Here is a 12,299-nt window from a genome sequence, read left to right as displayed (position 1 = left end):
ACCAGCACGCTACGGCCTGATACGGCTCCCCGTCCACGTTTGTACAACCCGCAACTATCACGTGACACAACGCGGTGTGACAGAAAACGCACGCGCGGCGCTGAAGGTAGTACGGGCCGCCGCGCGGCCCGTACCGCGCGACGGCCGGGGCCTCTCCTGTGGGGGGTGGCGGCCTCGGCCGTCCCGGCGGTGCCCTTGGTCCTCAGGGTGCTCGCCCACTTCTTCTTACTTCTGCCTACTTCTAGGGCTCTTGGCCTCGCCCGACTTACTTCTTCGGGCTCTTGACCTGGCCCGGCGTCGGGCTCGCGTGCCCGTTCCGACGGCCGTCGGCTTTCCCGTCGGGCGCGTTGCCGCTGCCGCCGCTGTTGCCGTTACCGGTCTCCTGGCGTGCCGCCTCGGCCGCGCAGTACGTGTCCACGGACGCCTCTCCGCCCGCCTCCGCGAGGAAGCGCTGCCAGGCCGGCGAGTCGAGCGCCGCGCCCCGGTCCCGTACGGACGCGTACGCGTGGCACTTGGCGAGCGTGTCACCGGCCTGATCCGGGTGATCGCCGGACCGGCCGGGCGCAGCGGTCCCGGACCGGGTGGACACCGCGCCGGGTGGCCGGATCTCGTCGGGGGAATGCCGTGCCGGGATGTCGGTGGCGCTCCGCCGGGGCGTGGCCCGCCGTTGAGCGTCGTCGCCCGACGCGTCGCCACGGGCACCGATGCCGGCCATCGCGACGCCGCCGAGCGTGACGCTCGCGAGCAGCGCGCCCACGGCCGTACGGGCCGACCAACGGTTCAGTCCGCGCCTGCGCGGACGCCAGTCGTCGCGGCGCCGTGTCCTGGCCGAGTGAGCTCCCTGATCGCGGGCCTCGCGGAACGCGGCCACGGCCTGTTCCTCGCCGCCGTCCCGCGGCTTCGCCGAACGCACGGCGGCGGCGAGCAGTGTCTCGAAGCCTCCGACGCCGTCCGGACCGGGCGGCCCCTCATCGCGCCCGTCATGGCGCGCAGGTGGGTTTTCAGTCATCTCGACTCCCCCAGCGTTGTGGGGCCGTCATCCGTCACACCTCGCGCGCCGATCCGGTCCGCGAGCTTCTTGAGGCCCCGGTACGCGGCCGTGCGCACGGCGCCGGGGCGCTTGCCGAGGGCGCGCGCGGCGGCGGGTCCGTCGAGCCCGACGACGACGCGCAGCAGTACCGCCTCGGCCTGGTCGCGCGGAAGGTCGCGGATCAGCGTGAGCGCCTGTTCGGTGGAGATCGTCTCAAGAGCCTGGTCGGACGTGCTGTGGGTGCCGGGGAGTTCGAGCATGTCCTGTTCGAGGCCGGAGGGGCGCGGGCGCACCTTCTGGCGCCGCAGCAGGTCGAGGGCGCGGTGGCGGGCGATCGTGGCGGTCCAGCCGCGGAACCCCGCGCCGTCCCCGCGAAAGCGCCCGAGGTCGCGGGCTATCTCCAGCCAGGCGTCGGCGGCCACGTCCTCGGCCTCGTCGCCGACGAGGCCCCGCAGATATCCGAGGAGACCGGGCTGCACGAGCCGGTACGCGACCGCGAAGGCGGCCTCGTCCCCCTCCTGCGCCCGCGCCACGGCCATGCTCAGCTCTTCGTCGCGGGCGTGCGTGCGACGGGGCTCCCCACCCTGGCCCAACCGTTGTCCTCTTCGTACGTCCGCGTACCGAACCGACGCGGCACAGGTCATCATGTCCATGCCCCTACGGTCATCAGCGTCCCGGCCCACAGAAATGTCACTTGGCGACGCAGGTCACGCCCTTCCCGCGGTCACCACCGCGCCCGTGGAGGGTCAGGTAAAAGGTCTGGAGGGATTCCTCGCGGCCGAGTTCGAAGCGGTTGACGACTTTGCCGAGGGGGTTCCACACGCGCCCGTCGGGCATGCGGACGCCGGCGGGCTGGCCGAAGTAGGCGCGCTGGGCGGCGTCGAAGTCGACCCACACGGCGCCGGCCCGGCGCACGAGCACCTCCCCCGCGTACGCGCCGATGCCGAACAGGGCCCCCGCGACCGACGCCCGGTCCGAAGTCCCTTTACGGAGGCCGTCGATGAGGAAGTCCGCGACGCGGAGGCTGGCGACGGTGTAGTCGAGCGGGAGCCGGTTGCGCGCGGTGGCGTGCGCGACGAATCCCGCGGCGTGCCGTCGCATGTCCGCCGCGTTCAGTTCGGGTTTGTGGCCCACACCCATGATGTCCGCCCCTCGTTCAGGTCCCGGGGGGCCGGATTCGCGTCCCCCCGCTTGGCCCAGCGGATGACGTCACCGAAGCATCACGCGTCACACGCATGTCGCTTCTCACATGGCCAATTCCCAAAGTCCGTACAACCTTTGGGGGCGGATGAGTATCTAAGTCAGGGCTTCCGGAGCGGGCGGGGGTACAACAGCACCGCCGCGCACGCCATGGCGGGGAGTCCGAGGGCGGGCACGATCCACCACGGGATGCCGGTCCACACCGCCGGGAGCCCCACCCCGAAGCAGACAACGGCGCTCGCGATGAGCAACCGCCCGCCGTACGGGTCCCAGGTGAAGGGCGCGTAGGCGCGGGGGCTGACCAGGCGTACCGCACCGAACGCGAACGCCTGAGCCGCGAAGAACGCGGCGAGCATGCCCATGGCGGCGTTCATCTGGATCTCGTCGCGGGGCGCCTCGGAGCTGTTCTGCCGGAAGCCGCCCGCGCTGAGCACCACGATGTCGCGGCGCCAGATGGTGGCGGTGACCCGCTCGCCCGGCTTCAGCCGCTCCAGGACCGGCCCCGGGTCACCGAAGTCGACGACTCCCTGCCAGGAGTCCCCGTCCTTCAGCATCGCCTTGTAGGTGGAGGTCCTCCCGGTGCTCTTGATCTCCTTCTTCACGACGGTGAGATGCCAGGTGCTCAGGCAGTCGGTCGCCGTCGCACGGGCGGGGCAGGGCTCGGCTGCCACGTAGTCCCGGTAGCGATCCCTGTCGGAGGGCAACCACCAAGCGAACGCGATGTAGCAGAGCACCGCCGATGTCAGAGAAACCAGGATCAGCAGCACGCCCACGACCCGGGCCCGGCCCGGCGACTGCCGACGCGCACCGCCCTTGCCCGGTCCCCCACCCATGCTCTGAGCCGTAGCCCTCGCCCGTACTGTCATGGCCCACCCCCTCCGCCCCATCCTCCGCGAGACGGAAACGGGGATACAACGAGCTCGGACGGCAATCCGTGGGAGGTACAGGTTTCCGCATCCCGGCAACCGGGAGCGGGTCTATAGCCGTGCCGCGCCGTCAGGCACTCGCCCCCGCAGGCATTCTCCGCAGAACTCCTCGTCACCCTCCGGCCGGAACAGGCGCGCCTGTGTGTGGACGCCCTCGCATTCACGCAGTTGAGCGATGCGTGGCTTTACGGACCGAGGGAGAGCTTCCGCGACAGGCGCCGGTGGTACGTCGCTCAGGATGTACCGGAGCAGGCCTCCGGGCTTGAGGATCGGCTGCTTCGGGCCCGGCAAGCTGCGCCGCACATGCGCCCGTACGCCGCCTGGCGTGTGACCCGCCTCCAGCCAGGCGCTCGCCAGCGCCGCCAGCTGCGGCAGCATGCCGCGCGGCATACGGAGCCGAGGCTCCAAGTCCAGGATCGTGGCGATGAGTTGGCGCCCGGCGTCCGTAGCCTCGGGCGCCTCCGTCTCCGGGGGCGTCCGGGGATGGTGGGGGGTGTTCTCAAGAACGGGTTTTTCTGGATGACGGCCGACGGTCCGGCCGGTCGGCTCACCGGCGGCCGGGTTTCCGCCGCCGGAGCACCGTCCCGTAAGGCGAGCGCCTGCTCCGGCTTCAGCGGCACATTGGAGACGAGCTGCACGGTCGACCACAGCCCACGGACACCCTGCTGGCGCCACTCGTGCAGATAGCCCTCGCGCTTCAGTTCGCCCTTGGCGCGGTTGAAGGCGCACTTGCCGATCCCGGCCTGCCGGGCGGTTTTGGACAACGGGTCCCTGGCCTCATCGGGCAGCGACAACTGCCAGGTCAACAGCCATACGGCGTCCGACGAGAGGCGCGGATGGCGGAGGATTTCGTTCGGCACCTGACTGAAGAAACGGGCAGGCGCGATAGCATGACGGAGCATTTTCCGGTGGCTTCTTCCACTGGTGATGAAGGCCCTCTTCGCTGGCTGGAACCGGCGTTGAGGGCCGCCTCATGTGAGGCGTGCTGTCGTGCTCACCGTATCGCAACTCGCGTATGCGAATGGTCACTTGACGTAATCACCACTGCCCGCCGTACCTCTGCGCACGCTCCCGCAGCCACGCCCGCACCCATACCTCTTCACTCTCGGAAGCGGGCCGCAGGTCTCGCGCCGCGATCGTCGCCACGAAGTACACGAAGCGCACGCGCCGCGATTCCCCGTCGACGCCGAGCACCTTGCCGGGCCCGTAGACGTCCGTACCGGTGTGGGCGACGAACGCGCCTTCCTCGTGCTGCATCTTTCGCACTGCCTCTCGATCTCGCTCTGCGTAGGAATGCGGTCACAGAGTGAGGTCGCCACAGCTAGGCTCGCCAGTGGTCCGAGCGTGACAACGCAAGTCGCACATACGGGAGTTACGGATGGCGATCGAGGACAATCCCGGTTCCCGGACGAGTTACGGGGATGAGCTGCGGCGGCGTCGTGAGGCCGCGGGATTCACACAGGAGGAGCTGAGCGTGCGGGCGATCATGTCCCGCACGCACATCGCGCACATCGAGGCGGGGCGCCGCCGGCCGTCGCTGGAGGACGCCCGGCGCCTCGACAAGGTGCTGATCACGGGTGGGGTCTTCGAGAACTTCCTACCCACGCAGGGCGAGGGAAGCGTCGCCGAACACTTCGCGGAAGCACTGGAGTTGGAGCGACAGGCGACGGTGATCCGGACCTACGCACCGAAGCTGGTGCCCGGCATGCTCCAGACCGAGTCCTACGCCCGCGAAGTCCTCCAGTCCGGCTTCCCGCCGAAGACCGACGAGGAACGTGACAGGCTCCTTGTCACACGTCTGGCAAGGGCCCGCGTCCTGGATGACTTCAAGTCACCAGTGACGTGGTTCCTCCTGGACGAAGCAGTGTTGCGCCGCCCTGTGGGAGGCCCTGCAGTGATGTGCGAACAGCTCCTTCACATCGTGGAATTGGGCGAAAGCCGCCGCATTCGCGTCCACGTGCTGCCCTTCTCTGTGGGCTTGCACGCTCTCCTGGAGGGCCCGGTGTCCCTCATGTGGTTCAAGGACCTGCCGCAGGTCGCGTACGTGGAGGGCCTCACATGGGGCCGGGTCCTCGAACTCCCCTCCGTGGTAAGCGAATGTCAGACGGCCTACGATCACGCCATGGGCGACGCCCTGTCGCACCGTAAGTCCCTGGCGCTGATCAGGTCCGTCGCGGAGGATTGCGAGCATGACGCACAGCAGCAGTGAGCAGCAGTGGCAGGGCATCCGCGTCCCCGACGCTTCAGTCCTGCCGATGTGGCGTAAGTCGAGTTACAGCGGCGGCGAGAGCGGCCAGTGCCTCGAAGTCAGCGACGCCTGGCGCAAGTCCACGTACAGCGGCGGCGAAAGCGGTGAATGCCTGGAGGTCAACGACTCCCCCAGCGCCGCCCACGTCCCCGTACGTGACAGCAAGAACCCTCACGGTCCGGCCGTCGTGTTCACGAGCGGTGCGTGGACGGCGTTCCTCGGTGCGGTGAAGGCGGCCGACCGCCCGCACCCTTGAGCGGCGGGCCTACTGGCCCACCCTCCCGTCGATGCACTCACGAAGCAGGTCGGCGTGCCCGCAGTGGCGGGCGTACTCCTCGACCCGGTGCACCATCAGCTCCCGTACCGGGATCTCGGCCTTCCCGAGACGCTCGCCCAGATCCGCGTGCCCCGCGAGCGCAGCGTCCGTCGCGGCCTGCTCGCGTTCGAGATCGGCGTACGCGGCGTCGATCACGGGCTGCTCGGCGACGGCGCCGTCGAAGTCCCCGTCACGCTCGCCGTACAGCTTCGGCAGCGGCTCGCCGTCAGTGATCCAGTTGAGCCAGTCCCGCTCCGCCTCGGCGAGGTGGCGGAGGAGGCCGAGCAGCGACATCGTCGACGGCGGCACCGACCGCCGGGCGAGCTGCTCCGGGTCCAGGCCCTCGCACTTCATGCGCAGGGTCAGGCGGTAGTCCGTCAGGAAAGTCTGGAGCGTCGCCAGTTCGCCGTCCGCGCTGACTCCCTCACTGCTGCGGGGATCGTCGTCCGGGTCGGCCCACATGTCGGGGTAGACGGACGCCTGGCTCCATCGTGCGGGTTGGTCGGTCATACGTCGCATGGTCGTCGGTGGCGACTCGTGCCCGCCACCGGTTTGCGGGGCCGCATCCCTACTCTTCTTCCTCTTCTTCCTCTTCTTCGTAACTCTGGAACCAGTGTGTGTCGTAGTACCGGGCCATCGAGTGGGGGTGCGAGCGCTCGGTGAGCATGCGGAAGATGAACTCGGCGACGGTGCCGTCGAATCGCGTCCAGGTGTCGGGCATGTCCTGCGACGCGAGGACGGGCCAGCGGTCGGGGTCGTCGCCTTCGGTGAGCCAGTAGAACTCGTCCGCCTGCTCGGACGAGCCCCATTGGAGGAGGCCGCCAGGGGCGGGGTAGATGTCGTGCGGCTCCCAGAGTCTCCTGCCCTCGCGCGACGAGAACGCGGTCAGAAACTCGGCGTGCTCGACGAAGTCTTCACCGGGGACGCTGCGGCCCGGACCGTAGACGCTGAGGAACCCGTCGAAGGCTCCGTTCACGAAGATCTCGCTGAGCTGCTTGTAGTCGGTGGGCAGGCGGGTGCCGAGCCGCTCCTCGACGGCGGCCCAGTCGACCGTACGGGCCTCGCCGGCCCACCCGGTCACGGCGACGACCCGCTCCACCCATGTCGCGTCGCCGGGCAGCTCCAGCTCCTCCACGACGGGCACGTCCCGCTCGGCGACGAGCACGACGTGCCGTATGTCGTCCCCCACCCGGACCGTCCCGGCCCCGATCCACTGGTCGGCATGGGCCCAGGCCCGCATGTTGATCACGTCAGCACCGAAGGGCGTGAGCACGGGCCGTCCGGTGGTCGCGTCGACAGTGGGATCGGTATAGCCGCGCATGGCGAGGTTGCGGGAGGCCCCGTAGCGGTTACTGATCCCCTCGATCAGTTCGAGGAGGTCGAGCTCTTCGGAGAGGGCAAGGCATAGGTGCCCTGCGCCATGCCCGTCCTCGCAGCACTCGTAGCGCTGGGCACCGCTGCCGACAAACCGCGTTATGGCATCAACGAGTTCGTCTGTATCCATGGCCGCCTCCCACCTCCTGCGCTCGACTCGCGGCTCCTCCCGTTCTCCTCGGGGAAACCGGGCCGGTTCTACAACACGCCGCCCTCAGCGCGCGAGCGGCCGGAACTTTCGGACATCGCTACGCGTGCGGCCACCCGCAGCGCATCGTCCAGCGCCAGGTCGGACGGAAGTGGGGCGGGACGCTCCTCGCATCAGGGCGCCTGGGAGCAACGGCCTAGTCCGTGGCGGCGGGTTCCGGCAGGACGTCCGGACGCGTACCGGGGTCGGCCGGCCGTCGTTCCTCCCGCCTGCCCAGCGCCGCGAGAGCCAGCGTCACGGTGACCGAACCGGCCGCCATCAGCGTCATCGCCGCGGCAGGGGAGGCGAGTTGGGCGAACGTGCCCGCGAGGAGGGCGCCGATGCCCTGGAAGGCGGCCATGCCGGTGGCGTGCAGGCCGAGGGCCTGGCCCGCGAGGTCGTCCGGGGTGAGGGACAGCAGACGTTCCTGCAGGACCAGGCTCGCGGCGAAGCCGACGGAGGCGACGGTGACGGCCACCGCCGACAGCGCCACTCCCGGCCGCAGGACGAAGAACAGGTAGGGAGCCGCGAGGAGCAGTCGCAGCGGGGTCGCGAGACGGGGGCGCACCCCGGGCGGCACCAGGCGGCCCACCGCCATGTCACCCACGAACATGCCCAGCGCCCCGACCGCGTACAGCGTGCCGGCGGCTCCGGGAGCGTAGGAGACGTAGAGCGAATCGCTGCCTACCACCAGGCCGTTGGGGACCCACAGGCCCAGGTACGCCAGGCGGCGGGGGCGCGAGGACCACAGGAGGGCGTTGGTGCGCCAGGTCGCCGCGACGGACGGACGGCCGGAGGAGCGCGGTGCCCGCGCCGTGAGGCCGAAGCGGGTGGCGAGGGCCGACACCACGTACAGCGCTGCCGCGAGGAGCAGGCAGGTCCGGGGGGACAGGAGCGCAAGCAGTGCGCCGCCCGTCGCGAAACCGGCCATCTGCGTCAGGCCCCAGAGCATGTTGTACACCGAACGGCCGAGCACGTAGCCGTCCTTCGACAGGATCTCGTTGAGCAGCCCCCCGCGCACTCCCCCGCCCAGCGACGCGACCAGGCCCTGGAGGAGTACGACGACGAACACCGCCCAGACCGGCAGCCCGGGCAGCGCGAGGACCGCCGTGCCGGCCGCGAAGGCGAGGGCGAGGGCGGACAGGACCGCGCGCGGGGGCAGGCGGTCGGAGCCCGAGAGCAGGAACGCGCCCCCCAGCAGCTGTGCCAGCTGCGGCCCGAACATGCTCAACGCCGACAGGAGCGGGGAGCCGGTGGCCCGGAAGACCAGCGTGCCCAGGGCCAGGCCGCCGATCGTCTGGGCGGCGGCGAAAGCGGCGAAGGAGAGCAGGAACGGGGTGAACTCCGGCGTGCGGAACAGGGTGCGGTAGCTGCGCATGCATCGAAGTCTGGGAGAGGACCGGCGGTCGTGTTCACTGTTTCGCCGATACGCGAAAGGTCGTACGTGCGCCTGGGCTTGTGGCAGATCGGCGCGGACACGACACCCGGCCGCGCTCCTCGTACAGGTGGCCATCGGCGCGTCCTGATCGCCGACTTCCTCTGCCCCACCTCGTGCGAGGGCGAGAGTTTCGAGGAGACCGTGGCCCGGGTGCGGGCGGCCGGGGCCGGGGAGGCGCGCGCGGCCGGGGGTGCTGGTGGAGGCGTCGGGGGCCGGAACCGGGGACATCGCCGCAGGTGGGGCCGAGGCCTGACGCGACGGGGACCGCTGACGCAGTTCCAGCCCCGCGCTCACTGGTCCCCGCCCGTCCCGCCCGAAACTCCACCCGTTCCAGGACTGCCCCAAATGCGACCGCCCGTTCCGCTCCCCGGAACCAGGCAAATGCCGAGACTGCCGCGACCGCGCGGCGGCGTGATCCCGTCCCCGGCAGCGCGGCCGGGGGCGGGCCGGGCTTCAGGCGAGCGGAGATGCCTTCGCGTTCCAGTCGATGTGGTGGTCGAACTGCCAGGCCGACTTCTCTGGGTTGATCAGCTTCATGCCCACCGGCATCAGCAGGTCGCGCAGCACGCGGCCGACCGGGCCCGGTGACTTGTTGCTGTTCGTGCGGGCGCCGAGTTTGATGATGCGTTCGACGCGGGGGCGGCGCAGTTGTTCGTACGCCGCGAAGGCCTGGCCGTACGGCAAGTCCCGCAGACAGCGGGCCAGTTCAACGGCGCTTTCGGCGGCGATGGAGGCGCCCTGCCCCGAGCTGGACGAGGCAGCGTGGGCCGCGTCGCCGACCAGAGTCAGGCGGTCGCGGGTCCAGGTCGGGACACTCGGCATGTTCTCCATCGGTCCGGTGATCAGGAGCCGGCCGGGGTCGGTAGCGCTGATCATCTCCAGAGCCGGGGTGCTGTCGTCGGCGAAGGCAGCGCGCAGGGTGCGCATCCACTCCTTCGCGCCGATCGCCTGAGCCTCGGCGACTGTCATCGGAGCGGGGTGCGGCAGATTCGCGAACCACACCGCCGAGGAGTCGTCGAAGATCTGGTAGCCGAAGAAGGCGCGCTTGCCGAAGCACAGGTACATGACGCCGTCAGTGGACGGCAGCCCGCACTCGTCCACCCGCGCGCCGAAGGAGACCAGGCCGGCGTAGTTCGGCCCTGGTGCGGCCGGGTCGATCAGGGGGCGGACCGTGGACCGGATGCCGTCGGCACCGATCAGGATGTCGGCGCTCGCCTGCGTACCGTCCGCGAATTGCGCGGTGACACCGGAGCCGGTGTCCGTCGCGCCGGTCAGCCGCTTGCCGTGGTGGATGGGTACGGAGCGGCGCTCCGCCTCGTCGTAGATCCCTCGGTAGAGATCGGCGCGCCAGACGAACTGCTGGACGGGGAGACGCGTAGGCGGGGCGAACTGTGCGAGCTGCCTGCCCGTCCCACTCCGCAAGACCATGGAGGTGACCGGGGTGCCGATGGCGCGGACGAGGCCGCCCGCGCCGATGGCGTCGAGGGCGTTCTGACCGTTGGGGGCGATGGTCATGCCGCCGCCGACCTCGTCCGCCGTGGAGTCGTACGCCTCGTAGACGGCGGCCTCGATACCGGCCTGGCGCAGGGCCATCGCGGCGACCGGGCCTGCGATCCCGCCCCCGACAATGAGCGCGGTGCGGGCTTTGTCCGTGCTGGTCATCCCTGATGTCCCCTTGTCGGGTCGTCGATCGTCGGCACGCCGCCGGTCTTGCGGGCGCGGCGCACATCCTGGACGTACGCGCGGGAGAACATCGCCGACAGGAGCGCGATGCCACCGCGGTGGATGCGGATCTCGCTGTTCGTCGCGGAGCCGGACAGATGGACAAGGCGGCCGGCCGCCTTGTCGCCATCGCATGAGGGCGTGGAGTCCTTGATCTTGCCGCGGGCGGTCCAGCTCAGGTTCCAGTGGTCGATGGCAGTGTCGTCGTCGACGAGCAGCTTGACCATGGCCCGGTCCATATCGAGGTGAATCTCGATGTCGTCGGGGAGGCCGGGCGAGCGGAGGTCGAGGACGGCTGCGCCATGGCGGGCCTTGACCTCGAAGCGGCCGGCCTCGGTCCAGTTGCCAAGGTGCTTGACGAGGCCGTGGTGGGAGTGGATGCGCTCGGTCAGGGACATCTCGATGGTTCCTCTCTGGGGGGTGTTGCTGAGTGGTGTTGCGCTGAGTGGTGTTGCGCTGACGATTTCGATAGTTGCACTGAAACTAGTATCGCGTCAACTAGTGCGCCTGAGGCTAGAATCGGGTCCATGACCCCATCTGCCCCCCGCAGCTCCCCGCTCGCCCTGACCGTCCTGGCTCTGCTGCACTACAAACCGCTGCACCCCTACGGCGTTCAGCGCCTGATCAAGGACTGGGGCAAGGAGCAGGTCGTCAACGTCAGCCAGCGCGCGAGCCTCTACCGCACGATCGAGCGGCTCAATGCCGCCGGGCTGATCGCCGTCCGCGAGACCGGGCGCGATCAGCAGTACCCGGAGCGGACCGTGTACGAAATCACCGACGCGGGGCGCGAGACCGCGCGCGCCTGGCTGGAGGAGATGCTCTCCGCGCCCAAGCAGGAGTTCCCGGAGTTCCCGGCCGCCCTGTCGAACCTGCTACTGCTCACAGCCCGAGACATGGCTGACGTACTGGATCAGCGGGCCGACGCACTCGCGGAGAAGCTCGACGGGCTGGAATCGGCCCTGGCCGAGCAGACGGAGCAGGGGCTGCCACGCATCACCAGCCTGGAGACCGAATACCTGAGGGCCGTGACGGCCGCGGAGCTGGAGTGGGTGCGCGCGGTGGTCGAAGATCTGCGGTCCGGTGGTCTCTCGTGGTCGAGGGAGCGGCTGGACGTGTTCGCGGCGGGACCGGTGGAGCAGTAGCCCGCCCCCGATGCGACTGGGGACGGGCCAGTGCTGCATTCTCCCGGGGGCCCCTGCTGAATGACGATCGCCCCCAGGAGCCCTGGGGGCGATCGCTGTTCACATGTGACTGCGGATCAGTTGCCGATCAGTCGACGCGGTCACTCACTCAGGCCCAGTACCTCCGGAAAGTCACTGGGAAAGTCCCCGGGCATGCCCGGTACGTCGATGGTGCGCCCGTACACGCCGGCCAGGAACTCGACGGCACCGACCGGGAACTCGATCCAGTCGGCGTTGTCCGTGCGGACGACCACCGGCCATGCGTCCGGGTCCGCGGGGCTCGTCTTCCAGTAGAAGTCGTCCCCCGAATTGGAAGCCGCCCAGCCGATCAGGCCTCCCGGCTGCGGGAAGGGAACGTAACCCTCGGCGTCGTCCATCTCGTACAGATCCTGAAGGATCTCGTCGTTCCTGGACGCGGACGCCCACGACGCCTCGGCACCGGGCGTCGGAACGGACACCATGACGAAGTCGTCGATGACCAGCACCGGGTACGCCTCGGCAAGGGACCGGTAGTCGGAGGGCAGCGCCGTCCCGAGGGCCGTTTCGAGGGCAGTCCAGTCCACGCCACGCCCCTCCGTCACACGCCACTGCGTCATCGACGGAAGCGCGGCCTCCAGCTCTTCGATCTTCGACATGTCCATCAACTTTCGGTGTGTGGGGTGCCGGCACTCGTGGCG

General features: G+C 69.8%; 14 protein-coding genes. 3 read left to right on the top strand and 11 right to left on the bottom strand.

The annotated features are described in order from the left end of the window. Window positions 1-265 precede the first annotated feature (265 nt). The 5 genes from AC07EJ_RS26490 to AC07EJ_RS26470 form a co-directional block, all read right to left on the bottom strand. Window positions 266-1,009 carry a hypothetical protein gene (locus tag AC07EJ_RS26490; RefSeq protein WP_389479982.1) on the bottom strand — a complete coding sequence of 248 codons (744 nt, stop codon included), beginning with the start codon at window positions 1,007-1,009 and terminating at the stop codon, window positions 266-268. Beyond that, window positions 1,006-1,623: an RNA polymerase sigma factor gene (locus AC07EJ_RS26485; RefSeq protein WP_389480081.1), complete on the bottom strand. Its 618-nt coding sequence runs from the start codon at window positions 1,621-1,623 to the stop codon at window positions 1,006-1,008. Before AC07EJ_RS26485 ends, AC07EJ_RS26490 begins: the two co-directional genes overlap by 4 nt. Before the next feature lie 97 nt (window positions 1,624-1,720). Then, window positions 1,721-2,170 carry a hypothetical protein gene (locus AC07EJ_RS26480; protein WP_393585720.1) on the bottom strand — a complete coding sequence of 150 codons (450 nt, stop codon included), beginning with the start codon at window positions 2,168-2,170 and terminating at the stop codon, window positions 1,721-1,723. Between the two features lie 161 nt (window positions 2,171-2,331). Further along, window positions 2,332-3,063 carry a hypothetical protein gene (locus AC07EJ_RS26475; RefSeq protein ID WP_478885041.1) on the bottom strand — a complete coding sequence of 244 codons (732 nt, stop codon included), beginning with the start codon at window positions 3,061-3,063 and terminating at the stop codon, window positions 2,332-2,334. Between the two features lie 1,131 nt (window positions 3,064-4,194). Next, window positions 4,195-4,413, bottom strand: coding sequence for a hypothetical protein (locus AC07EJ_RS26470; protein WP_389544875.1), 219 nt, complete (start codon window positions 4,411-4,413; stop codon window positions 4,195-4,197). 121 nt (window positions 4,414-4,534) lie between these two features. On the opposite strand from AC07EJ_RS26470, the gene AC07EJ_RS26465 reads away from it, so the two are divergent. Beyond that, window positions 4,535-5,365, top strand: a complete 831-nt coding sequence (locus AC07EJ_RS26465; RefSeq protein ID WP_478885040.1) for a helix-turn-helix domain-containing protein — start codon at window positions 4,535-4,537, stop codon at window positions 5,363-5,365. Window positions 5,366-5,411: 46 nt separating this feature from the next. Next, window positions 5,412-5,660 carry a DUF397 domain-containing protein gene (locus tag AC07EJ_RS26460; protein ID WP_478885051.1) on the top strand — a complete coding sequence of 83 codons (249 nt, stop codon included), beginning with the start codon at window positions 5,412-5,414 and terminating at the stop codon, window positions 5,658-5,660. A 9-nt stretch (window positions 5,661-5,669) separates the two neighbouring features. Here AC07EJ_RS26460 and AC07EJ_RS26455 read toward each other — a convergent pair whose 3' ends face one another. The 5 genes from AC07EJ_RS26455 to AC07EJ_RS26435 form a co-directional block, all read right to left on the bottom strand. After that, window positions 5,670-6,239 (bottom strand): DinB family protein, encoded by a 570-nt coding sequence (locus AC07EJ_RS26455; RefSeq protein WP_478885039.1) that lies wholly within the window; start codon window positions 6,237-6,239, stop codon window positions 5,670-5,672. A gap of 49 nt (window positions 6,240-6,288) precedes the next feature. Further along, window positions 6,289-7,224: an SMI1/KNR4 family protein gene (locus AC07EJ_RS26450; RefSeq protein WP_478885038.1), complete on the bottom strand. Its 936-nt coding sequence runs from the start codon at window positions 7,222-7,224 to the stop codon at window positions 6,289-6,291. Between the two features lie 214 nt (window positions 7,225-7,438). Then, a complete protein-coding gene (locus AC07EJ_RS26445) occupies window positions 7,439-8,659 on the bottom strand; it encodes an MFS transporter (protein WP_389479956.1) in 1,221 nt (406 codons plus the stop codon). Window positions 8,660-9,172: 513 nt separating this feature from the next. Beyond that, a complete protein-coding gene (locus AC07EJ_RS26440) occupies window positions 9,173-10,381 on the bottom strand; it encodes an FAD-dependent oxidoreductase (protein WP_389479953.1) in 1,209 nt (402 codons plus the stop codon). Beyond that, entirely contained in the window at window positions 10,378-10,839 is a 462-nt protein-coding gene (locus tag AC07EJ_RS26435; RefSeq protein WP_389479950.1) for a hypothetical protein, read from the bottom strand. The genes AC07EJ_RS26440 and AC07EJ_RS26435 overlap by 4 nt, the downstream gene beginning before the upstream one ends. Window positions 10,840-10,968: 129 nt before the next feature. On the opposite strand from AC07EJ_RS26435, the gene AC07EJ_RS26430 reads away from it, so the two are divergent. Next, complete coding sequence (locus AC07EJ_RS26430; RefSeq protein WP_389479948.1) at window positions 10,969-11,583, top strand: PadR family transcriptional regulator; 615 nt, start codon at window positions 10,969-10,971, stop codon at window positions 11,581-11,583. 140 nt (window positions 11,584-11,723) lie between these two features. Here the strand turns inward: AC07EJ_RS26430 and AC07EJ_RS26425 are convergent, their stop codons facing one another. Beyond that, window positions 11,724-12,257, bottom strand: a complete 534-nt coding sequence (locus AC07EJ_RS26425; RefSeq protein ID WP_478885037.1) for an SMI1/KNR4 family protein — start codon at window positions 12,255-12,257, stop codon at window positions 11,724-11,726. Between the last annotated feature and the right edge of the window lie 42 nt (window positions 12,258-12,299).

The organism is Streptomyces sp. NPDC045026, from assembly GCF_056432625.1.
The sequence above is the reverse complement of the archived record's forward strand: the minus strand, read 5'-3'. Positions and strand labels throughout refer to the sequence as shown.

Bases quoted from the DNA above. Each gene is read 5' to 3' on its own strand.
- AC07EJ_RS26490 (WP_389479982.1), bottom strand. From the start codon at position 1,009: ATGACTGAAAACCCACCTGCGCGCCATGACGGGCGCGATGAGGGGCCG.
- AC07EJ_RS26480 (WP_393585720.1), bottom strand. From the start codon at position 2,170: ATGGGTGTGGGCCACAAACCCGAACTGAACGCGGCGGACATGCGACGG.
- AC07EJ_RS26475 (WP_478885041.1), bottom strand. From the start codon at position 3,063: ATGGGTGGGGGACCGGGCAAGGGCGGTGCGCGTCGGCAGTCGCCGGGC.
- AC07EJ_RS26470 (WP_389544875.1), bottom strand. From the start codon at position 4,413: ATGCAGCACGAGGAAGGCGCGTTCGTCGCCCACACCGGTACGGACGTC.
- AC07EJ_RS26465 (WP_478885040.1), top strand. From the start codon at position 4,535: ATGGCGATCGAGGACAATCCCGGTTCCCGGACGAGTTACGGGGATGAG.
- AC07EJ_RS26460 (WP_478885051.1), top strand. From the start codon at position 5,412: ATGTGGCGTAAGTCGAGTTACAGCGGCGGCGAGAGCGGCCAGTGCCTC.
- AC07EJ_RS26455 (WP_478885039.1), bottom strand. From the start codon at position 6,239: ATGCGACGTATGACCGACCAACCCGCACGATGGAGCCAGGCGTCCGTC.
- AC07EJ_RS26450 (WP_478885038.1), bottom strand. From the start codon at position 7,224: ATGGATACAGACGAACTCGTTGATGCCATAACGCGGTTTGTCGGCAGC.
- AC07EJ_RS26445 (WP_389479956.1), bottom strand. From the start codon at position 8,659: ATGCGCAGCTACCGCACCCTGTTCCGCACGCCGGAGTTCACCCCGTTC.
- AC07EJ_RS26440 (WP_389479953.1), bottom strand. From the start codon at position 10,381: ATGACCAGCACGGACAAAGCCCGCACCGCGCTCATTGTCGGGGGCGGG.
- AC07EJ_RS26435 (WP_389479950.1), bottom strand. From the start codon at position 10,839: ATGTCCCTGACCGAGCGCATCCACTCCCACCACGGCCTCGTCAAGCAC.
- AC07EJ_RS26430 (WP_389479948.1), top strand. From the start codon at position 10,969: ATGACCCCATCTGCCCCCCGCAGCTCCCCGCTCGCCCTGACCGTCCTG.
- AC07EJ_RS26425 (WP_478885037.1), bottom strand. From the start codon at position 12,257: ATGTCGAAGATCGAAGAGCTGGAGGCCGCGCTTCCGTCGATGACGCAG.